General features: G+C 63.1%; 29 protein-coding genes and 1 pseudogene. 17 read left to right on the top strand and 13 right to left on the bottom strand.

Going from position 1 to position 25,774, the window contains the following annotated elements:
• Positions 1–444: 444 nt before the first annotated feature.
• Entirely contained in the window at positions 445–780 is a 336-nt protein-coding gene (locus FS777_RS08865) for a helix-hairpin-helix domain-containing protein (protein ID WP_058639934.1), read from the top strand.
• 56 nt (positions 781–836) lie between these two features.
• Here FS777_RS08865 and FS777_RS08870 read toward each other — a convergent pair whose 3' ends face one another.
• On the bottom strand, positions 837–1,004 hold the full coding sequence (locus FS777_RS08870; protein WP_023535343.1) for a DUF2897 family protein: 168 nt from the start codon (positions 1,002–1,004) through the stop codon (positions 837–839).
• A gap of 214 nt (positions 1,005–1,218) precedes the next feature.
• On the opposite strand from FS777_RS08870, the gene pyrF reads away from it, so the two are divergent.
• Positions 1,219–1,920, top strand: coding sequence for an orotidine-5'-phosphate decarboxylase (pyrF, locus tag FS777_RS08875; RefSeq protein ID WP_145255098.1), 702 nt, complete (start codon positions 1,219–1,221; stop codon positions 1,918–1,920).
• 69 nt (positions 1,921–1,989) lie between these two features.
• Here pyrF and FS777_RS08880 read toward each other — a convergent pair whose 3' ends face one another.
• Complete coding sequence (locus tag FS777_RS08880) at positions 1,990–2,991, bottom strand: NADP-dependent oxidoreductase (protein WP_058606117.1); 1,002 nt, start codon at positions 2,989–2,991, stop codon at positions 1,990–1,992.
• Between the two features lie 176 nt (positions 2,992–3,167).
• Here FS777_RS08880 and FS777_RS08885 point away from each other — a divergent pair, with 176 nt between their 5' ends.
• From FS777_RS08885 to FS777_RS21890, 3 genes and pseudogenes are all read left to right on the top strand, one after another.
• Complete coding sequence (locus tag FS777_RS08885; protein WP_058606116.1) at positions 3,168–3,929, top strand: SDR family oxidoreductase; 762 nt, start codon at positions 3,168–3,170, stop codon at positions 3,927–3,929.
• Between the two features lie 1,104 nt (positions 3,930–5,033).
• Positions 5,034–5,561, top strand: a pseudogene (locus FS777_RS21885) (HAMP domain-containing protein); the annotation flags it as partial.
• Positions 5,559–6,422 carry a methyl-accepting chemotaxis protein gene (locus tag FS777_RS21890; protein WP_372239216.1) on the top strand — a complete coding sequence of 288 codons (864 nt, stop codon included), beginning with the start codon at positions 5,559–5,561 and terminating at the stop codon, positions 6,420–6,422. The pseudogene FS777_RS21885 and the gene FS777_RS21890, both read left to right, overlap by 3 nt.
• 54 nt (positions 6,423–6,476) lie before the next feature.
• Here the strand turns inward: FS777_RS21890 and FS777_RS08895 are convergent, their stop codons facing one another.
• Entirely contained in the window at positions 6,477–7,667 is a 1,191-nt protein-coding gene (locus FS777_RS08895) for a benzoate/H(+) symporter BenE family transporter (RefSeq protein WP_145255104.1), read from the bottom strand.
• A 146-nt stretch (positions 7,668–7,813) separates the two neighbouring features.
• Between FS777_RS08895 and FS777_RS08900 the strand changes: the two genes are divergently transcribed.
• The gene (locus tag FS777_RS08900) at positions 7,814–8,416 is read left to right on the top strand and encodes a glutathione S-transferase family protein (RefSeq protein ID WP_078478176.1); all 603 of its coding nucleotides are present in this window, start codon (positions 7,814–7,816) and stop codon (positions 8,414–8,416) included.
• A gap of 157 nt (positions 8,417–8,573) precedes the next feature.
• Here the strand turns inward: FS777_RS08900 and FS777_RS08905 are convergent, their stop codons facing one another.
• From FS777_RS08905 to FS777_RS08925, 5 genes are all read right to left on the bottom strand, one after another.
• Positions 8,574–8,945, bottom strand: a complete 372-nt coding sequence (locus tag FS777_RS08905) for a glutaredoxin (RefSeq protein WP_058639716.1) — start codon at positions 8,943–8,945, stop codon at positions 8,574–8,576.
• 61 nt (positions 8,946–9,006) lie between these two features.
• The gene (gene folE, locus FS777_RS08910; protein ID WP_023535356.1) at positions 9,007–9,552 is read right to left on the bottom strand and encodes a GTP cyclohydrolase I FolE; all 546 of its coding nucleotides are present in this window, start codon (positions 9,550–9,552) and stop codon (positions 9,007–9,009) included.
• Between the two features lie 69 nt (positions 9,553–9,621).
• Positions 9,622–10,182 carry a Smr/MutS family protein gene (locus FS777_RS08915; RefSeq protein WP_023535332.1) on the bottom strand — a complete coding sequence of 187 codons (561 nt, stop codon included), beginning with the start codon at positions 10,180–10,182 and terminating at the stop codon, positions 9,622–9,624.
• Between the two features lie 227 nt (positions 10,183–10,409).
• Entirely contained in the window at positions 10,410–10,730 is a 321-nt protein-coding gene (locus FS777_RS08920) for a hypothetical protein (protein WP_100851085.1), read from the bottom strand.
• Positions 10,731–10,811: 81 nt separating this feature from the next.
• Entirely contained in the window at positions 10,812–11,402 is a 591-nt protein-coding gene (locus FS777_RS08925) for a cysteine hydrolase family protein (protein ID WP_058639718.1), read from the bottom strand.
• A 181-nt stretch (positions 11,403–11,583) separates the two neighbouring features.
• Between FS777_RS08925 and prmB the strand changes: the two genes are divergently transcribed.
• A complete protein-coding gene (gene prmB, locus FS777_RS08930; protein ID WP_058606109.1) occupies positions 11,584–12,492 on the top strand; it encodes a 50S ribosomal protein L3 N(5)-glutamine methyltransferase in 909 nt (302 codons plus the stop codon).
• Between the two features lie 90 nt (positions 12,493–12,582).
• Here the strand turns inward: prmB and FS777_RS08935 are convergent, their stop codons facing one another.
• Both FS777_RS08935 and FS777_RS08940 read right to left on the bottom strand, forming a co-directional pair.
• On the bottom strand, positions 12,583–13,365 hold the full coding sequence (locus tag FS777_RS08935) for a hypothetical protein (RefSeq protein WP_145255107.1): 783 nt from the start codon (positions 13,363–13,365) through the stop codon (positions 12,583–12,585).
• Positions 13,366–13,428: 63 nt separating this feature from the next.
• Positions 13,429–14,388 (bottom strand): alpha/beta hydrolase, encoded by a 960-nt coding sequence (locus FS777_RS08940; RefSeq protein ID WP_145255110.1) that lies wholly within the window; start codon positions 14,386–14,388, stop codon positions 13,429–13,431.
• Positions 14,389–14,568: 180 nt separating this feature from the next.
• On the opposite strand from FS777_RS08940, the gene aroC reads away from it, so the two are divergent.
• The 3 genes from aroC (at position 14,569) to FS777_RS08955 (ending at position 17,429) form a co-directional block, all read left to right on the top strand.
• Positions 14,569–15,660: a chorismate synthase gene (gene aroC / locus FS777_RS08945; RefSeq protein WP_078478179.1), complete on the top strand. Its 1,092-nt coding sequence runs from the start codon at positions 14,569–14,571 to the stop codon at positions 15,658–15,660.
• Between the two features lie 81 nt (positions 15,661–15,741).
• On the top strand, positions 15,742–16,896 hold the full coding sequence (locus FS777_RS08950) for an MFS transporter (protein ID WP_058639723.1): 1,155 nt from the start codon (positions 15,742–15,744) through the stop codon (positions 16,894–16,896).
• Positions 16,893–17,429, top strand: coding sequence for an oxidase (locus FS777_RS08955; RefSeq protein ID WP_145255112.1), 537 nt, complete (start codon positions 16,893–16,895; stop codon positions 17,427–17,429). Before FS777_RS08950 ends, FS777_RS08955 begins: the two co-directional genes overlap by 4 nt.
• 176 nt (positions 17,430–17,605) lie before the next feature.
• Here FS777_RS08955 and FS777_RS08960 read toward each other — a convergent pair whose 3' ends face one another.
• Positions 17,606–17,878, bottom strand: coding sequence for a DUF3509 domain-containing protein (locus tag FS777_RS08960; RefSeq protein ID WP_058605801.1), 273 nt, complete (start codon positions 17,876–17,878; stop codon positions 17,606–17,608).
• 271 nt (positions 17,879–18,149) lie between these two features.
• Between FS777_RS08960 and FS777_RS08965 the strand changes: the two genes are divergently transcribed.
• Together FS777_RS08965 and FS777_RS08970 are read left to right on the top strand one after the other, a co-directional pair.
• Positions 18,150–18,683, top strand: coding sequence for an ankyrin repeat domain-containing protein (locus FS777_RS08965; protein WP_058639725.1), 534 nt, complete (start codon positions 18,150–18,152; stop codon positions 18,681–18,683).
• A gap of 60 nt (positions 18,684–18,743) precedes the next feature.
• Complete coding sequence (locus tag FS777_RS08970) at positions 18,744–19,274, top strand: hypothetical protein (RefSeq protein ID WP_058605799.1); 531 nt, start codon at positions 18,744–18,746, stop codon at positions 19,272–19,274.
• Between the two features lie 40 nt (positions 19,275–19,314).
• On the opposite strand, the gene FS777_RS08975 is transcribed toward FS777_RS08970, so the two are convergent.
• On the bottom strand, positions 19,315–20,253 hold the full coding sequence (locus FS777_RS08975) for a ZIP family metal transporter (protein ID WP_058639734.1): 939 nt from the start codon (positions 20,251–20,253) through the stop codon (positions 19,315–19,317).
• A 130-nt stretch (positions 20,254–20,383) separates the two neighbouring features.
• On the opposite strand from FS777_RS08975, the gene FS777_RS08980 reads away from it, so the two are divergent.
• The 4 genes from FS777_RS08980 (at position 20,384) to FS777_RS08995 (ending at position 23,667) form a co-directional block, all read left to right on the top strand.
• Positions 20,384–20,575, top strand: a complete 192-nt coding sequence (locus FS777_RS08980) for a PLDc N-terminal domain-containing protein (protein WP_023535355.1) — start codon at positions 20,384–20,386, stop codon at positions 20,573–20,575.
• A 153-nt stretch (positions 20,576–20,728) separates the two neighbouring features.
• The gene (locus FS777_RS08985; protein WP_058605798.1) at positions 20,729–22,786 is read left to right on the top strand and encodes an LTA synthase family protein; all 2,058 of its coding nucleotides are present in this window, start codon (positions 20,729–20,731) and stop codon (positions 22,784–22,786) included.
• Between the two features lie 138 nt (positions 22,787–22,924).
• Positions 22,925–23,161 (top strand): hypothetical protein, encoded by a 237-nt coding sequence (locus FS777_RS08990; RefSeq protein WP_023535304.1) that lies wholly within the window; start codon positions 22,925–22,927, stop codon positions 23,159–23,161.
• Between the two features lie 173 nt (positions 23,162–23,334).
• Complete coding sequence (locus FS777_RS08995; protein ID WP_023535326.1) at positions 23,335–23,667, top strand: ribonuclease E inhibitor RraB; 333 nt, start codon at positions 23,335–23,337, stop codon at positions 23,665–23,667.
• A gap of 30 nt (positions 23,668–23,697) precedes the next feature.
• Here the strand turns inward: FS777_RS08995 and FS777_RS09000 are convergent, their stop codons facing one another.
• Positions 23,698–24,498 carry a cytochrome c gene (locus FS777_RS09000; protein ID WP_058639727.1) on the bottom strand — a complete coding sequence of 267 codons (801 nt, stop codon included), beginning with the start codon at positions 24,496–24,498 and terminating at the stop codon, positions 23,698–23,700.
• Between the two features lie 524 nt (positions 24,499–25,022).
• Between FS777_RS09000 and FS777_RS09005 the strand changes: the two genes are divergently transcribed.
• Entirely contained in the window at positions 25,023–25,754 is a 732-nt protein-coding gene (locus FS777_RS09005) for an amidotransferase (RefSeq protein WP_078478184.1), read from the top strand.
• Positions 25,755–25,774: the final 20 nt, after the last annotated feature.

Raw genomic sequence — 25,774 nt, forward strand, 5'->3', positions numbered from 1 at the left:
AGCACCGCATTTGAAGGCTCCCACCTCCCCGGGTGGGAGCGGCCTCGCGCCGCGATGGGCCGCAAAGCGGCCCCAAGACCTAAAGCGCGCCCACCATCTCTGTGACTCTTACCCCGGTAGGGTATCCAGCACCCCCGCATTCAGCACCACATCACACACCCTAACACTCAAGCGACTACCCCGACCCTCTTGTCAGACTCAGCCCCCCAGCACGTCAGCCCCATTTCCCACTAATCACCTCTCCCCCAATGAACCCTGCTACACCTCACCAAACCAACCGACCCCACCTCTGCAGCCTCCCCCCACCCTAAGCCCATCCCCGACCAATCCAGTAACCATTACCCCACCCCAAACCCTGTCCCACCCCCCACCTCCAGCGCTAGGGTTAACCCCGCAGCCCAAGGAATAGGCTGCCAGAAATGACCAATCCTAGGAGTCTTCATCATGCGTAAAAACCTGCTCACCGCGCTGCTGCTCCCACTCGTCGCCAGCCTTTCGTTCACCGTAAACGCAGCACCCTCCAATACCACGACAATGGTCGAACCCATGGCGATGGTCGCCCAGGCAAGCCAGCAAGCCACCCCGCTGGTTGACCTCAACAGCGCAGATGCCCTGACCCTCCAGAAAGAACTCAACGGCATCGGCAAAACCAAGGCCGAGGCAATCGTCGCCTACCGCGAAGCCCACGGCCCCTTCGCATCAGTCGATGAATTGCTCGAGATAAAAGGCATCGGCAATGCGCTGCTGGAACGCAATCGCGACAAGCTGAAAGTGCAATAAGCACAGAGGGGCGGGCCTATCGACAGGCCCGCTCATTGAAAGGGCGTTGACCGCACTCAGCGGTCTTGAGCATCCCGGGCATCAGCCTCGGCATTGCGTTCATGGACCTTGCGCAACTGCTCGTCAGTCAACGGCAGCTTCTTGGCCGTGTCGCGCAGCATCATCAAACCGCCGACGATCGAGCCAATGGCAACGATGAGTATCAGCCAGGCATACCAAGGCATTTTCCTTCTCCTGTTGCGAGTGTAAGCGGCTTGCTTACCTGTTTTGAGCCAGGCGCCGCTTCGTTGGTTCAATGGTACAGCGCCTCATCCCGGCCCAGCACCCAACGCCCACATCCTGGCTCACCGTCCGACCAATCCCTCGGCCAGCGGCCCCCCAGCCTGCGTCACATCGTTTACAATGCGCGCCGTTTCCGACTTGCCAAGAGACCCTGCCATGCCCGCTTGCCAGACGCCCCTGATCGTCGCCCTGGACTTCCCCACCCGCGAAGCCGCCCTGAAGCTGGCTGACCAGCTGGACCCTGCGCTGTGCCGCGTCAAAGTGGGCAAGGAGCTGTTCACCAGCAGCGCGTCGGGCATTGTCGAAACCCTGTGCGACAAAGGCTTCGAAGTGTTCCTGGACCTGAAATTCCACGACATCCCCAACACCACGGCCATGGCCGTCAAGGCCGCTGCCGAGATGGGCGTGTGGATGGTGAACGTGCACTGCTCCGGCGGCTTGCGCATGATGGCGGCTTGCCGTGAAGAACTGGCCAAACGGAGCGGCCCGCAACCCCTGTTGATCGGTGTGACCGTGCTGACCAGCATGGAGCGCGAAGACCTGGCCGGTATCGGCCTGAATGTAGACCCGCAAGAGCAGGTGCTGCGCCTGGCGGCGCTGGCCGAGAAGGCCGGCATGGACGGGCTGGTATGCTCGGCGCTGGAAGCCCCTGCGCTGAAGGCTGCGCACCCAGGCCTGCAGCTGGTCACCCCGGGCATCCGCCCAGCAGGCAGCGCCCAGGATGATCAGCGTCGCATCCTCACGCCACGCCAGGCCCTGGACGCCGGCTCGGACTACCTGGTAATCGGCCGCCCCATCAGCCAGGCCGCCGACCCAGCCCAGGCCTTGGCAGCGGTGGTGACCGAGATTCGCGGCTGAGTCTGAACTGCACGCCTGTCAGGCTCCGGTATTGAATCGGAACCTGATAGGCGTGCGTCTAGTGCGTCATTACACCTTCAACACCAGCTTGCCAAAGTTCTGCCCGTTGAACAGTTTCAACAGGGTGTCTGGGAAGGTTTCCAGGCCGTCCACCACGTCTTCCTTGCTCTTGACCTGCCCATTGGCCAGCCAGCCGGCCATTTCTTTGGCCGCTTTGCCGTAATCCTTGGCGTGGTCCATCACCACGAACCCTTCCATGCGCGCACGGTTGACCAGCAGCGCCAGGTAGTTGGCCGGGCCTTTGACCGCTTCCTTGTTGTTGTACTGGCTGATCGCGCCACAGATCACGATGCGCGCCTTGAAGTTGATGCGCGTCAGCACCGCATCCAGGATCTCGCCCCCAACGTTGTCAAAGTAAACGTCCACACCTTTCGGGCATTCGCGCTTAAGGCCCGCCTGTACGTCCTCGGCCTTGTAGTCGATGACGCCGTCAAAGCCCAGTTCATCTTTCAGGTACTGGCATTTCTCGGCACCGCCAGCGATACCCACGACGCGGCAGCCCTTGATCTTGGCAATCTGCCCGGCAATGCTGCCCACTGCCCCCGCGGCGCCGGAGATCACCACGGTGTCGCCGGCTTTGGGCTGGCCCACTTCCAGCAAGGCAAAGTACGCCGTCATGCCGGTCATGCCCAGGGCCGACAGGTAGCGGGGCAGGGGGGCAAGGCTCGGGTCGATTTTCTGCAGGTTCTGGGGCTCGCCGGTGAAGTAGTCCTGCACACCCAATGCGCCGTTCACATGGTCGCCAGGCTTGAAGTCCGGGTGGTTGGACGCAACCACTTCACCCACGCCCAGGGCGCGCATCACCTGCCCCAAGGCAACCGGCGGGATGTAGGACTTGCCCTCGTTCATCCAGCCGCGCATGGCCGGGTCAAGGGAAAGGTACAGGTTGCGCACCAGCACCTGCCCTTCACCGGGTTGTTCGGCAGGCACGGTCTCGAACTTGAAGTCTTCACGCGTTACCGCCCCAACCGGGCGTTTGACGAGCAGGAAGCGGCGATTGGTCTGGGTCATGACGGGTCCTTGAAGAATAGAATAGGCACAAGAGGATAAATCTACCTTGTTGATGAAAGCAGGTCCTCAACATCACTGACAAGCATGGTCCTATAAATGTCCATGTGATGATGCTGCCGGCCTTACCAGCGGCTGGCTATGCTCGTGTGCCTCACAGGCCCTGACAGGAGCGCGGCATGAGCATGAGTTTTTCGGGCCAGGTAGCACTGGTCACCGGGGGCGGGGCAGGCATCGGCCGGGCAACGGCGCTGGCCTTTGCCTGCGAGGGCCTGAAGGTGGTGGTCGCCGACCTCGATGCAGTGGGTGGCGAGGCCACGGTCGGGCAGATTCGGGCCGCTGGCGGCGAGGCGTTGTTCATCGCTTGCGATGTGACCTGTGACGACCAGGTCCGCCAACTGCACGAGCACCTGATCGCCGCCTATGGCCGCCTGGACTATGCCTTCAACAATGCGGGTATCGAGATCGAGCAGGGCAAGCTGGCCGACGGCAGCGAGGCGCAGTTTGACGCCATCATGGGCGTTAACGTCAAGGGGGTGTGGCTGTGCATGAAGTATCAGCTGCCGCTGCTGCTGGCCCAGGGTGGCGGCGCTATCGTCAATACCGCCTCGGTGGCGGGGTTGGGCGCGGCGCCTAAGATGAGCATCTACAGCGCGTCCAAGCATGCCGTGATCGGGTTGACCAAGTCGGCCGCCATCGAATATGCCCGCAAAGGCATCAGGGTCAACGCCGTGTGCCCGGCCGTGATCGATACGGACATGTTCCGCCGGGCCTATGAAGCCGACCCCCGCAAAGCCGAATTCGCGGCCGCCATGCACCCGGTAGGACGCATCGGCACCGTGGCCGAAATCGCCAGCGCGGTGTTGTACCTGTGCAGCGATGGTGCGGCGTTTACCACTGGGCATTGCCTGACGGTGGATGGAGGGGCTACGGCGATTTGAATGGGTGTGGCTGTGGTGGATGAAGCCCAAAGGCTGTCAGGGTCTGAGCACTCGTTCTGAACAGGCATTATCACGCTGACATCCTGGGGCCGCTGCGCGGCCCATCGCGGCACAAGGACCGCTCCCACAAAAGCGAAATTTACAGGCCACCGAGCCCCGTGTGCGGCCTGGCGCCGCGCTGGACGCACTCATGCAATTACCCAATCTACCAGCCCCCGCGTCCCCCCGGGTGGGAGCGGCCTTGCCGGGGCGCCGGACCGGCCGCGATGGGCCGCGCAGCGGCCCCAAGTTCTCCGCCCCAAGCCGCAAATCTTGACCCCCTCGCGCACCTCCAGCCTGCCACCGTCATCCCCCTCCACCCACCACCGTCGTTGCCAGACAACATCCCGCCACTCATCCCTCCCTTTCACACGTAAGACGACTCCTACAAATCCATTACCGACACCCTCATAGCTATTTGACACTATTCTGACGTCAGGCCCTTGTTCAGGGGTTGGCAACGTTGCCACCCTTGGCTATCGGGATAACCTGACACCCACAAGGGGAATTGGCATGGGCGCGAGCAAGCACGGTGTGTTGGCCAACCTGGGCATGGCCCGCAAACTCGCGCTGGGTTTCACCCTGGTGTTGCTGCTGACCCTGGCGGTGGCTGGCATCGGCATCGCGGCGTTGCACAGTGTGGGGCAGCGCTTTGATAGCCTGCGCGAGCTGGCACAATTCAACACCGACCTGTTGCGCTTGCGCCAGCACGAACAGGCATTCGCACTGCGCTCCGACATCAAACAAGCCGAAGCCTTGCGCGCCGGGTTGCAAGGGTTGCTCGAGCGCGCCCGTGCACTGCCGGCCCTGGCCGCAGCCGAACCTGAGCTGGCCGCCTATGGCCAGGCATTCGAAGCATTCGTCGGCGCGGTGCAGGCCAAGGAACTGGCGCTCGACACCGCCAGCTGGTCGGTCTCAAGCGTTGCCAACAACCTCGACGTGCTGCAGTCCGGCCTGGCTGATGACGGGGTGTATACCCTCAAGCAATCGCAAGGCCAGCAGGGCGGGGAGTTCCTGGAACAGGCCGCGCAGGTGGCGCAGGTCTCGCGGTTGATGCTCCAGGCCATGGATGAAGCCCGGGTACGCCTTGAGAAAAGCCGCAAGGGCGAAGACGATGTCAGCCAGGCGCGCATCGCGCAAACGGTCGAGGCTGCCAGCCTGGTGGGCCAGTTGCAGGCGGCGGTCACCGACAGTGGCTACCAAAGCGTCCTCAACGAGGTAGCGGGGCACATTGGCAGCTTCTCCGAAAAACTCAATGAATACACCGACCAACTGGCCAGCGAACAAGGGCTCAAGGCGCAGTTGCAGGCCTCGGCCGAGCACGTCACCAGCCGCGTCGATCAGGCCTACCTCAGTGAAGAGCACGTGCTGCAAGGTGACCTGCAGCGCAACACGGTGGCCATCGCCATCGCCACCGCGCTGGCCTTGCTGGTGGGCGTGCTGGCCGCCTGGCTGATCACCCGCGCCGTGGTTGGCCCGCTCAAGCACGTGATTGCCCGTGCACAGCGCATTGCCGACGGCGAACTGGCCTTCGAACCCGTCGCGCCTCGCCGCGATGAAGTAGGACAACTGACGCAGGCCATGCAGCAGATGGCCGCAGGCCTGTCGGGCATCGTCAGCGGTTTGCAACAAGGCATCGAGCAATTGGCCGGCAACGCCCAGGCGCTGTCGGCCGTGACCGAGCAGACCAACCGCGAAGTCGGCAGCCAGAAGGAAGAGACTGAGCAAGTGGCCACGGCGATGCAACAGATGACGGCCACCGTGCACGATGTGGCGCGCAATGCCGAGGAAGCCGCGCAAGCGGCGCAGGCTGCGGACGAAAAGGTCGATTCGGGCCAGCATGTGGTGCGCCAGAGCATGCAGCGCATCGAGCAGTTGGCCGCCGCGGCCGAAACCGCCAGCGCGAGCATTGAAAGCCTCAGCTCTGAGATCCATACCATTGGCGATGTGCTCGAAGTCATCAAGAGCGTGGCCGAGCAAACCAACCTGCTGGCCCTCAACGCGGCCATCGAAGCGGCCCGTGCCGGCGAGCAGGGGCGCGGCTTTGCGGTAGTGGCCGATGAGGTGCGTGCACTGGCCAGGCGCACGCGCCAGTCCACCGAGCAGATCGAAACCCTGGTGGCCAGCCTGCGCGGCAATGCGCAGCAGTCCGTCGCGCAGATTCGCGGCAGCACCGAGCTGGTGCGCCTGGCCGTGGCCGATGCCCTGCACACCGAAAGCGCACTGGGCAGTATTGCCGCCGCAGTATCGTTGATTCAGCAGATGAACCAGCAAATCGCTGCCGCCGCCGAACAGCAAAGCTCGGTCGCTGAAGAAATCAGCCGCAGCGTCACCCAGATTCGTGGCAGTGCCGACCAGGCCGCACTGGCCATGCAGGACAGCGCCCGGTCCAGCGTCGAGCTGGCGCAGTTGGGCACCGACCTCAAGGGCATGGTCGGCCATTTCAGGCTGTGATCGGGCCAGCCTGGCAGGGCGCCGCCAGCGCGGCGCCTGCCATCGGCGGTTGTCTTACGCTTTGCGTGGGTTGAGGATCAGCAGGGCCAGTACACCGGCCACAATGCCCCAGAAGGCCGAACCGATTGAGAACAGCGTCAGCCCCGAGGCCGTGACCATGAAAGTGATGACGGCCGCTTCACGCTCGCGTGCTTCACTCATGGCTACCGTCAGGCCATTCATGATCGAACCAAACAGGGCCAGGGCCGCGATCGACAGCACCAGTTCCTTGGGCAAGGCCGCGAACAACGCCGCCAGCGTCGCCCCGAACACGCCGGCAACTCCGTAGAACACGCCGCACCATACGGCCGCGGTGTAGCGCTTGTTTGGGTCTTCGTGGGCATGCGGCCCGGTGCAGATGGCCGCGCTGATGGCAGCCAGGTTCACCCCGTGCGAGCCAAACGGGGCCAGCAGCAACGAAGCCAGGCCGGTGGCTGAAATCAATGGAGAGGCCGGTACCTGGTAGCCGTCAGCCCGCAGCACGGCAATGCCCGGCATGTTCTGCGAGGTCATTGCCACCACAAACAGCGGAATGCCGATGCTGATGGTGGCTGCCAGCGAAAAGTGCGGCGTGGTCCACACCGGCGTTGCCATTTCCAGCGCGAAGCCACTGAAGTCCAGCAGCCCCAGGGCGCCGGACAGGGCCGTGCCCACCAGCAGCGCGGCCAGTACGCAGTAGCGCGGTGACAGGCGCTTGACCAGCAGATAGCTGAAGAACATGCCCAGCACCAGCAAGGTACGGTGCTGGGCGGCGACGAAGATCTCGCTGCCGATCTTGAACAGAATGCCGGCCAGCAGCGCCGATGCCAGCGAGGCAGGAATACGCTTGACCAGGCGCTCGAAGCTGCCGGTCAGCCCACAGACCAGCACCAGCGCTGCACAGGTGATGTAGGCGCCGATGGCCTCCCCGTAGCTCACCCCGCCCAAGCTCGTGATCAGCAGCGCCGCGCCGGGCGTGGACCAGGCCACCGTCACGGGCGTGCGGTAGCGCAGGGACAGGCCGATGCTGCAGACCGCCATGCCGATCGACAGCGCCCAGATCCACGAGGATATCTGCGCAGTGGTCAGGCCAGCCGCTTGCCCGGCCTGAAACATCAGCACCAGCGAGGAGGTGTAGCCGGTGAGCATGGCGATGAAGCCTGCGACCACCGCCGAGGGCGAGGTATCTGCCAGGGGGCGAAGGCGAGCGGAGGTGGCATCGGTCATGAAAAAATCCTTGTAAGGGTATACGCCGTGGTTATCAGACTAACGCCAGGCGAGGTGACAGCAGCGATACAGCGATCATTGCTTTTAACCATACAGTCGTTAACTATCAGGCGCTCTGGTATGACGGCATTGCAGGGGTAGGGGTGATGTACAAGGTTTACGGCGATTATCAATCGGGTAACTGCTACAAGGTCAAGTTGATGCTCAGCCTGTTGGAGCGGCCTTATGAGTGGCACCCGGTGGACATCCTCAAGGGCGAGACCGAGACGCCCGAGTTCCTGGCCATGAACCCCAACGGCAAGGTGCCGGTGTTGCAGCTCGAGGACGGCAATTACCTGTGGGAATCCAATGCCATCCTTAACTACCTGGCCGACGGCAGCGAGTTCCTGCCAGCCGAGCCGCGCCTGCGCACCCAGGTGCTGCAGTGGCAGTTCTTCGAACAATACAGCCATGAGCCGTATATCGCCGTGGCCCGCTTCATTCAGTTCTATCTGGGGCTACCGGATGATCGCGTCGAGGAGTACCGCAAGTTGCACAAGGGCGGCTACAAGGCGCTGCGTGTGATGGAGCGGCAGTTGCTGGTGACCCCGTATCTGGTGGGTGACCAGTATTCCATCGCCGATGTGGCGTTGTATGCCTACACCCATGTGGCGCAGCAAGGCGGTTTCGACCTGACGGATTACCCGGCCGTGCGCGCCTGGCTGGAGCGGGTGAGCAGCCATCCGCGGCATGTGCCGATGGTGGGGTGAGCCACGAGGTCCGGGAGCGGCCTTGCCGGGGCGCCGGACCGGCCGCGATGGGGCGCGTAGCGGCCCCCGGCAATATGAGTTGCGGAGCTGAAATCCTGGGGCTGCTGCGCAGCCCATCGCGGCACGAGGCCGCTCCTACACGATCTCGCTCAGTGACTCAATGCTTACCAAACCGCTCATCCAGGTAAGCAATGATGGCCTTGGACTCATACATCCAGGTCACCTTGCCCGCTTCCTCGATGCGCAGGCATGGCACTTTGATCCGGCCACCGCCTTGCTCCAAGGCCTGGCGGTGCACGGGGTCGTTCTTGGCGTCGCGCAACGCCACCGGCACGTTCAGGCGGTGCAAGGTACGGCGGGTCTTGACGCAGAATGGGCAGGCATGGAACTGGTAGAGCGCCAGGCCCTTGGCCGCCTCGTCCACGCCGGCCTGGGCTGCTGGGTCGCGCTTGCGCTTGGCCGGGCGGCTGACCCAGTCGCCGAATACGATAAGCTGGCCGAGGCCAACCCGCAGGGCTTTGACGATCATCTACAAACTCCTGAAATGAAAAAGGCCGACCGGCAGGGGTCGGCCTGGGTGACGCAGCCGGTTACTTGATCAGGCTGAGGAACTCGCTGCGGGTGGCCGCGTTGGCGCGGAACTCACCCAGCATCACCGACGTGATCATGCTCGAATTCTGTTTCTCCACACCGCGCATCATCATGCACATGTGCTTGGCCTCGATGACCACGGCAACGCCGGCGGCACCGGTGACCTGCTGTACGGCATCGGCGATCTGGCGGCTGAGGTTTTCCTGGATCTGCAGGCGACGGGCGTACATGTCGACGATACGCGCCACTTTCGACAGGCCCAGCACCTTGCCCTTGGGCAGGTAGGCCACGTGGGCCTTGCCGATGAAGGGCAGCATGTGATGCTCGCACATCGAATACAGCTCGATGTCCCGGACCAGCACCATTTCGCTGTTGTCGGAACTGAACAACGCGTTGTTGGTCACTTCTTCCAGTGTTTGCTCATAACCGCGGCAAAGATACTTCATCGCCTTTGCAGCCCGCTTGGGCGTGTCGAGCAGGCCCTCACGGGAGACGTCCTCGCCAATCTGGCTGAGGATCTCGGTGTAGTTCTGTTCCAGGGACATGGATCTACCTGTGGGAAAAATCGCAAAAACGAAGGTTACGGCGGCAAGGGCGGCGCTGCAAGCGCGGCGTTACTCGTCGCGGCCTTCGAGCATGGTTCGCTTGAGCATCACATAGACGGCGCCGGTGCCCCCGTGGCGGGCACTGCAGGAGGCAAAGCCGAGCACTTGCGGGTGCTGGCGCAGCCAGGTGTTGACGTGGCTCTTGATCATGGGGCGCTTGCCATCCAGGCGTGCCGCCTTGCCGTGGGTGACCCGCACGCAGCGTACTTCCAGGCGGGTCGCTTCGGCGATGAAATCCCAAAGTGTCTCGCGCGCCTTTTCCACGGTCATGCCGTGCAGGTCAAGGCTGCCTTCGAACGGTATCTGCCCAAGCTTGAGCTTGCGCAGCTGGGTTTCCTGAACGCCGTCCCGGCGCCACATCAATTCGTCTTCGGCGCCCACGTCGATGACGAACTGGTCGGACATGCCATCGATGACCAACGCCTTGTCGCTGGACACGGTCGCCGACTGGCGCAGGCCGGCCAGCTTCTGGCGATCGGCCTTGGGCTTGCCGACCTCGGCACGGTCGTGCGTGATCGGCTTGACGCCGCGCACTTCGGCCTTGAACAGGGAAAAATCGTCGTCTTGCATGATGCCTCCACGTGGGCGGCGTAGTTTACGCGAGTGTGCGGCGGTGTGCAGCCATGGTGGTTAGGTGGGGAAGGGGGACGGTGGACTACTGTAGGAGCGGCCCTTGTGCCGCGATGGGGCGCGCAGCGGCCCCGGCGATATAGGTTGCCAAGCTGAAATCCTGGGGCCGCTGCGCGCCCCATCGCGGCACAAGGCCGCTCCTACAGGGGGCAGCGTTTGCAGGAACCTCACTCATGCTTTTTCATCAAGTGAGGCGACATGTTCAGCTCCCGAGCCCGGCGCAGGCGGATGCGGCTCAGGCGCCAGAAGCGTACGCCAAGCCACAGCATCAACAGCCCCACCACCGTCAAGGTGGCGGCAAGCGGCTTGTTGGCGTTGAGTTCGGCCAGGGCAGGGTAGTTGCCCAACAGCCCGGCCACGCCGGCCATGGCCAGCAACACACCGAGGGTGGCCAGCAGCGCGGAAAGCGCAGCACCCAGGCGTGCGCCCCAGCTGCGCGGTTCGCGCGGGCGCAGGCGCTTGGCGTCGATACTGCCTTTGAGCTTCATCCTGCTCTCCTGTAGGGGTATGGGCCCTTCGACCCACAATCACACCTCCGGTTCCTGCCTGCCGCCACCCTCCTGATCGAGTCAGATCAGGCTGGCCGTCGGCGCCACGCACGCGAAGTTGTCGGCCATCACGGCCATTTCACACCGGTGAATCTGCGCCGCTGGAATCACTTGGTCGTTAAAAGCCAGGTCACGGGTGGCCGAGGCATCTTCCACCAGGGTGCACCGGTAACCATAGTCCTTGGCACGGCGCACGGTGGTGCTGACGCTGGAGTGGCTCATGAAGCCGCAGACGATCAGGTCGAGATGGCCGAGTGCCTGCAACGTCTCGTGCAGTTTGGTGTTCTTGAAGGCATTGGGCATGCGTTTTTCGATCACGGTCTCGCCTTCCAGCGGTTCGAGCCCCGGAATGAACTGACCCGCAGGGCCCTGGGGGTCGAAGCGCCCGCCAACGGTGCCCAGATGGCGAACATGGATGATCGGACGGCCGCTCTTGCGCGCGGCATCGAGCAACCTGGCGATGTTGGCCACGGCCTCATCCATGCCCGACAGCGCCAGGGGCCCGGTGAGGTACTCCTTCTGCGCATCAATGATGATCAGGCTGGCTTGGCTCAGCTTGGCCGGCGGGTAATCGCGGCCAGTGAGGCGGAACATCGTGGTTGGAACGGACATCAAGGGCTCCTTGGTATAGGGCTTTTGTGCGCCTATTCTCCCCTGCCTTGGCGACAATGGGAATGGTTGACAACGCAAGTGGCGTGGTTGCTGGCTTGTGGCTACCGTACAGGCGATTGCAGGGAACAAATCCGGGGCCTGGGCTGTTAGACTTTCGGCCAGTCTGAATTAGGAGTTTCCCGTGATCACATCCCGTCTGCGCACGCTGCGCGACTATATCCGTTGGGCGGTCAGCCGCTTCCATGAGCACGACCTGTTCTTCGGCCATGGTGCCGACAACGCCTGGGATGAAGCCCGGTTGCTGGTGCTGGGGGCGGTCCACCTGCCGTTCGAGGTGGCCGACAGCTACCTGGACTGCATGCTCGAGGATGCCGAGCGCGTACAGCTGCAGCACTTGCTCAAGCGCCGCATCGAAGAACGGGTACCCACCGCCTACCTGCTGGGCGAGGCCTGGTTCTGTGGCATGTCGTTCATTGTCGATGAGCGCGTGCTGGTGCCGCGCTCTCCCATTGGCGAACTGCTGGAAAAGCGCCTTGAGCCGTGGCTGGGCGCTGAGCCAGGCCGCATTCTGGACCTGTGCACCGGCTCCGGCTGCATCGGGATCGTCGCCGCCGACGTCTTCCCGCAGGCCGAGGTGGTGCTGGCCGACCTGTCGTTCGAAGCGCTCGAAGTGGCCAACCAGAACATCGAGCGCCATGGCCTCGATGGCCGGGTGTACACCGTGCAGGGCGACGGTTTCGAAGGGCTGCCGGGCCAGCGCTTCGACCTGATCCTGTCCAACCCGCCGTACGTGGATGCCGAAGACTTCGACGACATGCCGGCCGAATACCACCACGAACCGGAGCTGGGCTTGGCTTGCGGTGCTGATGGTCTGGACCTGGTACGGCGCATGCTGGCCGATGCGGCCGACCACCTGACCGAAAAGGGCTTGCTGATCGTGGAGGTGGGCAACAGCCAGGTTCATGTCGAGGCGCTGTACCCGGAAGTCGATTTCGCCTGGCTCGAATTCGAGCGCGGCGGGCATGGGGTATTCATGCTCACCGCCGAGCAGTGCCGTCAGCATCAGGCGTTGTTCAAAGGCCGCGTCTGAGGGCGCGTGGGCGCAACGGGTGTCAGGCGCCCGTTTCGCCCAACCCGTTTTCAAAACACCTGGGGCCCATGAAACGCCAGGCCCAGGGTTTCAACGCGTGGCGATCCAGATCAGCAGCCCGGCCTGAAACAGTGCAAAGGCCACCAGGCAGGTGATGGTGAACCGCAAGCCGCTGTCTTCGCGCTGGTACTTGGCCACACGCTCATCACGCTCGCGCAAGCGGGCCTCGCCTTCCTGCAACTGCTGGTCTGCCTGCTGCAACAACTGCGCGGCATCGAGAAGGCCCAGGCGCTGCACGCGCTCGCTGTTCCAGCCTACCTCCAGCTGGTCTACCCGGGTCTCGGCCGTTCGGCCTTTGAGCACCTGCCCGTCTTCGTACTGCACCTCAAGGCCTACCCCGCGCAGGCACTGGTCCCGGCGCAGGCGCGAGTCCTCCTCCAGCGCATCCTTGCTCGGCAGCGCGAAGGCCTCTACACGGTAATTCGGCCATTTGCGCTGTAGCCACTGGGCGGCCTGGGCCAGCAGGAAGCGGCCCAGGCCGCGATTGACCGGCTCCAGTTGCAGACCATGCTCATCACCAAGGCGCACGCACCGCGCCTGGTGATCTACGCGTATGTCCACCTGGTTATGGCCCTTGTGCACCTTCTGGCCGGGCAACGCAATCTGCATGCGCAGCAGGCTGTGGGCCGGGTCGTGGCGCTCGGCATAGCCGAACTGCACGAAACGCAGGGGTCGGGCGCCGGTTACGCGGTCGCCAGGCAGCGGCGCCAGGCGCAGCAACTGGTGATGCTCGACGGCCAGGTCCGCCCAGGGCAGGGCGGGAGTGTTTTGAGGCTCTTCAGCCGGCTCTGTGGCAGCAGGTGGTGTGGTCATCAGGGCATGTCCTTGGCTATGCACGCTTTATCGGCCGCCGCTGCCCAGACCTGAGCCCGTCGATCAGGCCGGTGGCAACTGGCGAATGAACGTGACGATCTGCTCGCCCAGCTCCCGTGCCAATGGCAACTGCGGGTTCTGGTAGCTCTCGCGCTGTTCGCTCATGTCCTTGGGGCTGATGCGCAGCATGTGGTTCATGCCCTCGATCAGCACCAGGTGGGCATCGGGTTTGGCGTCCTTGAGCTTCTGCGCATCGGCCACGTCCACCTGCACGTCGTTGCGCCCCTGCACGATCAGCGCCGGCATAGGCAGCCGCGCAAACGCGGCTGCCGGGTCCTGCCGGAACAAGGTGATCAGGTAGGGCTGCACGCTGGGGCGAAACACCTGGCGCAGCGGTGCGGGTACGTCCAGGCTGGTCTGGCCGGCTTCCAGGCGGTCAAGCAGGGCACTGCCACGGGCCAGCTGCGCAGGCGGCAGGCGCTCGGCAAGCTGCTCGCGCACCACTTCGGCCATGGGCCTGCCGCTGCCGGCCAGGCTGATCACCGCACTGGCCCCGGCCTGCTCGGCGGCCAGGCTGGCGATCAGCGCACCTTCGCTGTGGCCGATCAGGATCAACGAGCCGAAGCGGGGGTCGGCCTTGAGCTTATGGCCCCAGGCCACCACGTCGGCGACATAACGCTCCACGCTCAAGTCGCGTTCATCGGGCGTAGCCGGTTGGCTGGCGGCCACGCCGCGCTTGTCGTAGCGCACGCTGGCGATATTCGCATTGGCCAGCAGCAAGGCCAGGCGCTTCAAGTTGTCCACGCGCCCGCCAGCCGGGTTGTTGCCGTCGCGGTCAGTGGGCCCGGAGCCTGCGATGATCAGCACCACCGGCGGCGGGGTGTCCTGTTGGGGTAACAACAGGCTGCCGTGTAATACGCCCTGACCGGTGTCCAGGTCGATCGGGCGGTGCAGAACGGTCGGGGTGGCGGCATGGCAAAGGGTGGTCAACAGCAGGCAAAGCAGGGCAATGAAACGCGGCATCGTGCGCAACTACACAGGGGAGATAGCACTTTGACCTACAGTGGCCGAGGAAGGTTCTAAGCCAGGCCCAAGGCCCCGCATCGCCCGGAACGACGCGCTCGCCAACCGGCCCGCACACGCGGGCAATCCACCTGTATACTGCCGCTTTCCTTCACTTCAGGCAGATCTCGCGGAGCGTCCATGTCCGGCAATACCTACGGCAAGCTGTTCACTGTCACCACCGCTGGCGAAAGCCATGGCCCGGCGTTGGTCGCCATTGTCGATGGGTGCCCGCCAGGCCTTGAGATCTCCCTTGCCGACCTGCAGCGCGACCTGGACCGGCGCAAGCCCGGCACCAGCCGCCACACCACCCAGCGCCAGGAACCCGATGAGGTGGAAATCCTCTCAGGCGTGTTCGAAGGGCGCACCACCGGTTGCTCCATTGGCCTGCTGATCCGCAACACCGACCAGAAGTCCAAGGACTACTCGGCCATCAAGGACCTGTTCCGCCCGGCCCACGCCGACTACACCTATCACCACAAATACGGCACCCGCGACTACCGTGGAGGCGGGCGTAGTTCGGCCCGCGAAACCGCCATGCGCGTGGCCGCCGGCGCCATCGCCAAGAAGTACCTGGCCACCCAGGGCATCACCGTGCGCGGCTACATGAGCCAGCTGGGCCCGATCCAGATCCCTTTCAAGACCTGGGACTCGGTGGAGCAGAACGCTTTCTTCAGCCCCGACCCGAGCAAGGTGCCGGAGCTTGAGGCGTACATGGATCAGCTGCGCCGGGATCAGGATTCGGTAGGCGCCAAGATCACCGTGGTGGCCGAAGGCGTCATGCCGGGCCTGGGCGAGCCGATTTTTGATCGTCTGGACGCCGAGCTGGCCCATGCGCTGATGAGCATCAATGCCGTGAAAGGCGTGGAAATCGGTGCAGGCTTTGCCAGCGTTGCGCAGCGCGGCACCGAGCACCGCGACGAGATGACCCCGCAGGGTTTTCTCAGTAACAACGCAGGCGGCATTCTGGGTGGTATCTCTTCGGGCCAGCCGATCGTTGCCCACCTGGCATTGAAGCCTACCTCGAGCATCACCGTGCCGGGCCGCTCGGTGGACGTTGACGGCAACCCGGTGGACGTCATCACCAAAGGCCGGCATGACCCCTGTGTAGGCATTCGCGCCACCCCGATCGCCGAGGCGATGATGGCCATCGCGCTGATGGATCACCTGTTGCGCCACCGTGCCCAGAACGCCGAGGTGAAGGTGAACACGCCGGTGCTGGGCCAGCTCTGACCCATCTGGGCCTGTTTTCTCGCGGCGGTAGCTCGCGCAGCTGAGTCACCGCCGACAGGCCCTGCTTCCCAAGGCAACCCCATGCAGCCGATACCCTACTGGCGATTGTCCAGTTTCTACCTGTTCTATTTCGCCTTGCTGGGGTCCACGGCGCCGTTCCTGGCGCTGTACTTCGACCACCTGGGCTTTGCGCCCGCGCGCATCGGCGAACTGGTGGCCATTCCCATGCTGATGCGCTGCATAGCGCCTAACCTGTGGGGCTGGCTGGGGGACCGGACCGGGCAGCGCCTGCTGATCGTGCGGCTTGGGGCGTTGTGCACGCTGGCCACCTTCAGCCTGATCTTCTTCGGCAAGAGCTACGCCTGGCTGGCGATGGTCATGGCCTTGCATGCGTTCTTCTGGCACGCGGTGCTGCCGCAGTTCGAGGTGATTACGCTGGCGCACCTGCATGGCCAGACGTCGCGCTACAGCCAGGTCCGGCTGTGGGGGTCGATTGGGTTCATCCTCACCGTGGTGGGGCTTGGGCGCCTGCTCGAATGGCTGAGCCTGGACATCTATCCCGTGGCCCTGGTCCTGATCATGGCCGGTATCGTGGCCGCCAGCCTCTGGGTACCCAATGCCCAGCCCGTCGAGCACGGTGAGCGACACGGGGCCGGGGGTTTCCTCATGCAGCTGCGCGCCCCTGGAGTCCTGGCGTTCTACGTCTGTGTGGCGCTGATGCAATTGAGCCATGGGCCGTACTACACCTTCCTCACCCTGCACCTGGAGCACCTGGGTTACAGCCGAACGGCCATTGGCCTGCTGTGGGCGCTCGGGGTGGTGGCGGAAGTGGTGATGTTCATGCTCATGAGTCGCCTGTTCGCACGGTTCAGCGTCCGCCGGGTGCTGCTCGCAAGCTTCGTGCTAGCCGCCGTGCGCTGGCTGTTGCTGGGCAATCTGGCAGCGCAGCCGGGCGTACTGGTGGGCGCGCAGTTGCTGCATGCGGCCACTTTCGGCTGCTTTCACGCGGCCAGCATCGCCTTCGTGCAGAGCAGTTTCGGCGCCAGGCAGCAGGGGCAGGGCCAGGCCCTGTACGCTGCGCTGTCGGGTACCGGTGGTGCCCTGGGCGCGTTGTACGCCGGCTATAGCTGGAACATGCTCGGCCCCGGGCTCACCTTTGGTATGGCCAGCGTCGCAGCACTGTCGGCAGCCGTTATCATGGCCTTTCATTCGCAACCCAACAGGACCTTACGATGAGCATCCTCTGCGTATTCGACCCTTCCACCCCGCAGTTGCCCAACAAGGTGCTGACCCATGCCGAAGACATCACGGCAGCACTGGCCGAGCATGGGGTGTCGCTCATGCAGGCCGAGCACGGGCTGCGGGTGCGTCCGGGCACCTTGCACGATGAGATGATGGATGCCTGCCAGGCCCATCTCGATCACATGATGACCACCCACGGTTGCCGGGCCCATGGGGTGATCAACCGTGACGGGGTCGAGGATCAAGGCCCGGACCTGCGCGATGAGCATGTGCTTGATACCGACGAAGTGATCGTCGTGGTGAGCGGACGCGTGCAGGTTGGCCTGCGCCTAGGCGCCGAGGTGTATTCGGTGATGTGCGAGAAGGGCGACCAGTTATGCGTGCCTGCGGGGACGCGGCGCTGGCTTGAGCTGGGGGAGGCGCCGTTTTGCCTGGCGTTCAGGCTATTTGCAACTGAAGCGGGGAGTCAGCTGGCATTTACCGGCGACGCGAGTGCGCGGGCGTTTCTGGGGATAGACGAGTTGTGACCTTGCGCCCGAGGCATGTAATGCCCCTGTAGGGGCGGTCTCGTGCCGCGATGGCCCGCGCAGCGGCCCCAAGATTTCAGCTTCACAGCTCATATCGTTGGGGCCGCGTTGCGGCCTATCGCGGCACGAGGCCGCTCCCACCTTGAATTTGGTCGCTTTCGGGGGCAGTGCAAGAATCAGCGATAAGTCGGCAATGCAAAACGCTGCTGGCTCTGCAACATCGAGATCACTGGCAACTCGCTGGCTTGTTCGGCCAAGTCGCGGCGAATGGCGCTGATGGCCCAGGACAATTGCTCGGCGCTGTGCAGTTGGGTGTAGGTCAGTACACGGCGGGTAACCTTGCCGTCGGCCGCACGCAGAGTCAGCAAGATGCCGCCGTCAGGACGTGATTGAGTCGCGACTTGGTAAGCAGGGAACACCGAGACGAATTTTTCCTGGATAAGGTTCATGACTACTCCTGACAAGGTGTGTGGCAATCGATGTCTAGATAGATTGCAGCGACCGTGCCAGAAACTGAACGTAGGAAAAATCCAGTTAAATCAGGGGGTTGGACTACATTTAGAGAATGCCTTCCGTGCAAGCTGCAAGGTCATGCATTTTGCACAGTGCATTTTGCACGGCAAGCCAATCAACGCTATGGGCTCGATAGAAACGGAACCTTTGACGCGCAGGAAGGGCCTGACAAACACTTGGGCAACGATTTCTACCAGGAGGTTCCTTATGTCCACCCAGACTGCGTCCGCTCAGCCTGCTCAAATGTCTACCGATGAAGCGGCTGCTTTTGCCGCACAAGTGTTCGACAAGGCCCGTCAAGGCGATGCCCAGATGCTGGAGCGCCTGCTGCAAAGCGGTCTGCCGGTGAACCTGCGTAATCACAAGGGCGACACCCTGCTGATGCTGGCCAGCTACCACGGCCACCATGACGCCGTTCAGGTGTTGCTCAACCACGGGGCCGATCCGCTCATTGCCAACGACAACGGCCAGCTCCCCATCGCCGGTGCCGCTTTCAAAGGGGACATGGCCATGATCCGCCTGTTGCTGGAAAACGGTGTACCGGTCGATGCCGCTGCCCAGGATGGACGCACGGCCCTGATGTTGGCCGCCATGTTCAACCGTGTAGAGATCCTTGAGTACCTGCTGGCCCAGGGTGCCAACCCTGCCTTGCAGGATGTGCGCGGTGCAAACGCACTGATGGCAGCCCAGACCATGGGCGCCGTGGACGCCACCGCACGCCTGCAAGCGCTGGCAGGCTAACCGGCAGGGGGCGTTTGCGGCTATCCTTGGCGACTTTGCCATCGCCACAGGCCCCCCTTCATGAAAACTCAGTTGCTCGAATTCATCCGCCTTATCAGCGCAGGCTGCCTGCGCGAAGAAGACATCGAGCGCATTGCCGACGAGGCTGCCCAGGCCTACGCCGACCCCGCCGCTTTCCTGGCCGCCAACCCCGACATCAACTACGACGACAGCTTTCCCATCCCACTGGGCGAGTGGGTAGTACTCGGCAGCCTGCCTGACACCGTGGTATTCCAGGCTGACACCTATCAGGAGCTGTTCCAGCAGATCAGCGACTCGTTCGACAAGAGCGTGCCGCTCACCCTCAAGCCCAAGCAGCTGGCACGCACCGAGCCGCTCGTGGCGCTCAACCGTATCCAGGTGCAGATGGGGGCGCTCAACAAGGAAGCCGGTGGCTACGTGCTGCTCGATTTCAGCCAATTGCTCGATGATGAGCTGCAGATGGTCATGGTTGGCCAGCATGACCTGGAGCGGGTCCAGGCGCTGGCCGCTGAACTTGGCATCAAGGCCGAGCCCGCCCTGGAGGCCCTGAAGGTCGCCCTGCACGTCTGAGCGCGTCGTACGCGGCCCTGGCAGGCGGGCAACGGCGCTGTCAACCCAATGCGGTGTCCAGGAACATCATCACCGCAAAACCGCCCATCAAGCCGAGCGTGGCGGAGGTCTGGTGGCCGTGACGGTGGGTTTCGGGAATGACCTCGTGGCTCACCACGAAGATCATCGCCCCCGCCGCCAGCCCCATGCTGATAGGGTAGGCCACGGCAAAGCCGGTGGAAATGCCCAGCCCGATGACCGCGCCCAATGGCTCCATTACTCCTGAACCAATGGCGACCAGTGCGGCCTTCAGGTTGGACAGCCCGGTCGCCCGCAGCGCCAGCGCCACGGCCAGGCCCTCCGGGATGTCCTGAATGGCGATGGCGGTGGTCAGCGGCAGGCCGATGTTCATGTCGCCGTTGGTGAAGCTCACCCCAATGGCCATGCCCTCGGGCAAGTTGTGCAGGGTAATGGCCAGCACGAACAGCCAGACCCGGCTGAACCGTTCGGTTTCCGGCCCCACCACGCCGACGCGTTCATGCTCGTGCGGCGTGAAACGGTCCAGGCCCAGCATCAGCAGCACGCCCAGCCCCATGCCGACGACTACGATGAAGGCCGCACCCGGCCCACTGCCGGTGATCTCCCGCGCCGCGTCCAGACCCGGCAAAATCAGCGAAAAAGAACTAGCTGCCAGCATCATGCCGGCAGCGAACCCCAGCATCACGTCCTGGTTACGGCTACTGACATCACGCAACACCACGGCCAGCACAGCGCCCAACGCGGTGGCGCCAAAGCCGGACAGGCCCCCGAGCGCGGCCAGGTGCAGGTTTTCGGAATGATCGCCGTTGACCGCATTCCACAGGCTCGCACCCAGCAGAATCACGACGGCCATCAGGCTCAGCGCAAGGCCTGCACCGACCCAGGGATTGTTGGCTATCTGTTGTCGCCACACGCTGAACGGCGAGGGCGGGGTGGCGCTGTGGCTGTGGGCAGGTGGCATGCAGAACCTCTGATCGGAATGTCGATGCATCATAGGCAGTGACCTGCAGGCGGCGCCAAGGATTCCCTTCTATTGAACCGATAGGGGGCTATGCTATGCAGCAATACACTCATCAACTGGAGTACGCGGTATGGGATCGATGTTCAACAGCCTCGTAGGTCTGATCATTCTTGCCCTGGATATCTGGGCCATCATCAACGTCTACAAGAGTGACCGCGAAGTGGGGGTCAAGGTGTTGTGGATTCTTCTGATTGCCCTGCTGCCGGTCGTGGGGCTGGTGATTTGGGCCATTGCCGGGCCGCGCGGCACAGGCCGGCTCTGAAACCAGCACTCTGTGCCCCCATGGCGCCAGAGGCAATCCAGGCCGTGACAAAATTTTCACAATGAATTAAACAGAATCCGCACCCGCACAATGCTGCGCTGGTCTTGCGCCAGCGCCTTCTTCGCAAACCGCATTTCTAGGACCTTCCTGTTCATGGCCAACCCGGACGCCTTGAAGCAATGGCGCGCGCGAGCGCCGTTCTCGCCGACCCTCAAATCCCACCTGGCCTATACGCTGCTCAGCGCGCTGGTCATCATGCTGATGCTCAGCCTCGTGCGCCTGGCGCTGCTGGTCTACAACAGCGACATGGTTGGCGACACGCCAGCGGCCACGGTCGCCGAAGGGTTCGTCAACGGCCTGCGCTTCGACCTTCGGGTGGTGGTGTACATCAGCATTCCGCTGCTGCTGGCGCTGCTCAGCCCTTGGGCCATGGCCCGGCGGGGCGTATTCCGTTTCTGGCTGACGCTCACCGCCAGCGTGGTGATGTTCCTGGGCCTGATGGAACTGGACTTCTATCGCGAGTTCCACCAGCGCTTGAACGGCTTGGTGTTCCAGTACATCAAGGAAGACCCCAAGACCGTCATGAGCATGCTCTGGTACGGCTTCCCAGTGGTGCGCTACCTGCTGGCGTGGGTGTTCGGGACCTGGCTGCTCAGCCTGCTGTTCAAGGGTGTCGACCGGCTGACCAGGGGCATCGGCACCCAGCCGGTGGCCGCTTGGTATTACCGCCTGGCGGTGTTCATGGTGATCCTGTTGGTGGCCGTGATCGCCGCCCGTGGCACCCTGCGTCAAGGCCCGCCCATGCGCTGGGGTGACGCGTTCACCACCGATTCGAACTTCGTCAACCAGTTGGGCCTCAACGGCACCCTGACCCTGATCGACGCAGCCAAGAGCCGCTTCGGCGAGGACCGCGCCAACATCTGGAAACCGGTGCTGGAGCAGAACCTGGCGACCCAGACCGTGCGCCAGCAACTGCTGACCCCCCATGACACCCTGGTCGATGCCGACGAAGCGGCCGTGCGCCGCGACTTCATGCCGCCGGCCGAGGGCACCCTGCCCATCAAGAACGTGGTGGTGATCCTGATGGAGAGCTTCGCGGGCCATTCGGTCGGCGCGCTGGGCAGCCCCAACAACATCACCCCTTACTTCGACAAGCTGGCCAAGGAAGGGCTGCTGTTCGATCGCTTCTTCTCCAACGGCACCCACACCCACCAGGGCATGTTCGCCACCATGGCGTGCTTCCCCAACCTGCCCGGCTTCGAGTACCTGATGCAGACGCCGGAGGGCGGTCACAAGCTGTCCGGGCTGCCGGCCTTGCTCAGCGCCCGCGACTACGACGACGTGTACGTCTACAACGGCGACTTCGCCTGGGACAACCAGTCCGGGTTCTTCGGCAACCAGGGCATGACCACCTTCATCGGCCGGCAGGACTTCGTCGACCCGGTGTTCTCCGACCCGACCTGGGGCGTGTCCGACCAGGACATGTTCGACCGCGGCAACCAGGAGCTGGCCAAGCACGATGGCAGCAAGCCGATCTATGCCTTGCTCCAGACCCTGTCCAACCACACGCCGTACGCCCTGCCCAAGGACCTGCCGGTGGAGAAGGTCACCGGGCAAGGCCGCCTGGATGAACACCTGACGGCCATGCGCTACTCGGACTGGGCCTTGGGCCAGTTCTTCGAGAAGGCGCGCAAGGAGCCCTATTTCAAGGACACCTTGTTCGTGATCGTGGGGGACCATGGTTTCGGCAACCATCAACAGGTCACCGAACTGGACCTGGGGCGGTTCAACGTACCGCTGCTGCTGATCGCCCCAGGCATCCAGGAGAAATTCGGTGCGGTCAACCACACCGTGGGCACCCAGGTCGATATCGTGCCGACTATCATGGGTCGCCTGGGCGGCCAGACGCGCCATCAGTGCTGGGGGCGCGACTTGCTCAACCTGCCTGAGGGCGACCCAGGCATCGGCATGATCAAGCCTTCGGGTAGCGAGCAGATCGTGGGGCTGGTACAGGGCGACCGTATCCTGATCGAGTCCAAGGACATGACCCCGCGCCTGTACCGCTATCAGCTGGGTCGCGAGTTCAAGGCCGAGCTCATCGAAAGCCCTGACCAGCCGCAGCTGCTCAAGCAGCTCGAAGCCTACATCCAGACGGCCACCAAGAGCTTGCTGGACAACACGGCAGGGGTGGTGCACGGCACGCCGAAGTAACCCTGTTTACACCCCGACCCGAGCCGCTACCTAGCGGCTCAGGTCGACGGGTGTTCAACTTTCTGAACATTCCCCAAGGGCCAAGGTCATTTATTCAGGCATCGCATAAGGTGTCGTTTGATTGAGAGGGCTCGTTCGATGAAAGAGTGGGAAGTCATCTTTGCCGACCAGAAAGGCGCACCGACCTCGATTGTGCTGCAGGCCGAACATCGCCCCAGCGAGGAAGACGCTGCCCGTGCCATCCGCACGCGGTTGTTCCCGGTCATGGATGAGCTGGACCTCAACGATTTTCAGGATCGCGCGGTGTCCCCCACGGCGCGCTGGCTGAAAGAACACAGCGGCGTCACCATCACCAGCATTGAAGAGGCGCCCTGATTCACGGTTTGCGTAGCGTCCGCCTGGGCACTACGCTGCATGAAGGTGCCCGCCGGCTGCGCAGGCGGCACCGTTCCCACCCGCGTCTTGTATCAGCTCGAACTGCCCGACGATTTAGGGCAGGTGCCCTTGCACGGAAAGTCTATCCACTGCGTTATTCAGGAGGACGATTCATGAGCAGCCAACACGACGATATCAGCAGCAACGTCCTGCGCCAGATGAAGGCAGGTGGCTTCGATTTCACCCAGATCCACCCCATCGAGTTCTATGCCGTTTTTCCGGATGAAGCCGCTGCGCGCCGCGCAGCCGGGGAGTTTCGTGGCGAGTCGCTTAACGCTCAGGTAACCGAACTCGACGACGGTGCCTGGCACCTGGAACTCAGTAAAATCATGTTCGCCACCCACGGTGGCATTGGCGACTTCGAGGAGGCCTTCGAACAGGTTGTCACGCCTTATGGAGGCGAAGTGGAGGGGTGGGGGGTCAAGCACGAGCGCCTCACGGCCTAGGCCATTGGGCCGCCCTGCGGCCCGATTTTCTCAGGATTTGCGCGTGGCCATGTGCCGCAGGTAGGCCAACAGCGCATCGAGCTCCTGATCATTCAGCACGCTTGGGGCAAAGCCCGGCATTTTCGCCTGGGGCCATTGCCGCAAGCGTTGTGGGTCCCGAATCAGCATGCGCAGGTAACCCGGCTGGAAATACTCGGTCGGGTTGTGCGGCACATTCAAATCAGGCCCTACCTGCGCATCCCCTGCACCGTTCAGACGGTGGCAGGCCAGGCAGTTCTGCTGGAACAATGCAAAGCCTTGTCGCACGGGGCTGTCGCCCGGCAGGTCGGGGTCCGGCAGCAACGCCGGGAAGCGCTGCTCGACAGAGGCTAGCTTACGTATCGTGGAGATCTGAAAGGGCCATTGTTCGGGGCGAATGCCGCTCGCTTGCGGCGCCGTCCACACCAAATAAAACGGCCCTGCACTCGGTTTTCCCTTACCTAGGGGCGGCCAAGGGGCGGCTGGGTCTTCGACGGCTAGCCAGGCCTGCGCCGGGCCGGGTTGAAGCAGAGGGCCAGCGGGCATTTCTGCCGCAAAGCCATCGGCTGCAATGGCCTGCAGGTGGTCCTCAGGCTGCACACCGTTGAGCAGCGCCGCGAGGGGCACTGCGCGATAGCGCATGGGGCGCTTATAGGAAACGTCCTCACTAATGTCCACCGTCTTGGCTTGGGGATGTGCGAGCAACTGTTCGCTGCTCCACTGCTTTTGGCCAGTGCCAAGTTCAAGGTGCAGTTGGGCCGCCGACAGCGGCAGGCACGACAGCAAGGCTGCCAAGGCAATGCATGGGCGCATGGGATACTCCGGCCATCAGGGCCAGCAGGTTACCGCTATCCCGCCTGCTACCGCCACCACCCGCCTTAGCCGAACAGACGTGTCAGGTTTGGCACTATCAGCAACAGCGTGGTTGCGAAAAGAATGAGTCCAGCTTGGCGAAGTTTCGATTGTCTAAACATGGCGGACCGCCTTCTTGTTGTTATTCCTAAATACCCGTTGGCTTCCTTGTCACATGTCGGGTCGATCGCAATGGCCCCTACTGGCGCCGGCACGGCTTGCCTCATGAATGTGGACATACTGCAACAGTAGGGCGTACATCATTCAATATTGAGAACCCTTTGTTCTAACTGCCAGCGGCCTATAACATTTCGTTTTAAAGCATTAAGCCATCGCGCTGATAGGCTTCACCTAGACAGGTTGGGTGTTTTTGTGCTGTCTCAGCCCAAAGCGCACCGTTCGTCTGCGCGACCCTCTTGCTTGTACGTGCCTTTCGCGTCACGCTCTACAGCTGTTTTCCATCCATGTCGTTCAGGACTATCCCTATGTCGTTACGCATCTGCATCCTTGAAACCGATGTTCTGCGACCGGAATTGACGGCGCAGTACGAAGGCTACGGCAGGATGTTCGAGCAGCTCTTCGCCCGTCAGCCGATCACAGCACAGTTCAGTGTCTACAACGTCATGAACGGTGAATATCCCGCCGATGACCTTAAGTTCGATGCTTACCTTGTGACGGGCAGCAAGGCCGATTCGTTCGGTTCCGATCCCTGGATCCAGACGCTCAAGGCTTATCTGCTCAAGCTGTATGACCGGGGTGAGAAGCTGCTGGGTGTGTGTTTCGGTCACCAGCTGCTGGCGTTGACCTTGGGCGGCAAAGCGGAGCGAGCGGAGAAGGGCTGGGGCGTTGGCGTACACCGTTATTCACTGGCAGCGCGTGCACCATGGATGCAACCTCAAGTATCGGAGCTGACCTTGCTGATCAGTCACCAGGACCAGGTGACCGAATTGCCCAAAGGCGCCACGGTCATTGCGTCCAGTGATTTCTGCCCCAACGCCGCGTATTGCATCGGCGATCAGGTGCTGTGTTTCCAAGGCCACCCGGAGTTCGTACACGACTACTCCCGGGCCTTGCTCGACGCACGCCAGGCGCATCTAGGCGATGAGGTCTACCAGCAGGCCGTCGCCAGCCTCGCCACCGAACATCAGGGTGACGTGGTAGGCGAATGGATGTTGCGTTTCATCCAGCAACCGGCTAACAAGCACAACGCGGCCTGACAGGGCAGGGGTCGCCCGGT

Origin of the sequence: Pseudomonas sp. DE0157 (genome assembly GCF_007678615.1) — a bacterium.
Lineage (GTDB): Bacteria > Pseudomonadota > Gammaproteobacteria > Pseudomonadales > Pseudomonadaceae > Aquipseudomonas > Aquipseudomonas parafulva_B.